The sequence below is a fragment of the Nocardioides sp. CPCC 206348 genome (genome assembly GCF_048654705.1).
Lineage (GTDB): Bacteria > Actinomycetota > Actinomycetes > Propionibacteriales > Nocardioidaceae > Nocardioides.
The window spans coordinates 16,285-16,603 of the sequence record NZ_JBMCZA010000173.1 but is presented as its reverse complement, the minus strand read 5'-3'; the positions used below and the strand labels follow the sequence as shown (position 1 = coordinate 16,603).

The following is a 319-nucleotide window of genomic DNA, read 5'->3' as shown; positions in this document are numbered from 1 at the left end:
GGACGGCGACGTCGTACCGCTGGGACGGCTGGGCAACCAGTCGGCACCGGCCGATGTCACCGCCCTGCTCCCCGAACTGGCGTCCGACTGGGCGCTCCGGGTGATCCCCGGGCCACACGGCGCGCCGACCCACCTCACCTTCGAGGGCGTGGAAGCCCTCTTCGGTGAGACCTGGACGGTCGACCACCGCGTCGACCGAACCGGTGTGCGGCTGGTCGGCGCAACGCCCGGTTGGGCTCGCGAGGACGGCGGCGAGGCCGGCCTGCATCCGTCGAACCTGCACGACTCGGCGTACCCGGTGGGCGGCATCATGCTCTCC

At 72.7% G+C, this 319-nt stretch carries 1 pseudogene; it reads left to right on the top strand.

What is annotated here, in order from left to right:
• Nucleotides 1–319 (top strand): annotated as a pseudogene (locus tag ACOADB_RS13725) (hypothetical protein); the annotation flags it as partial.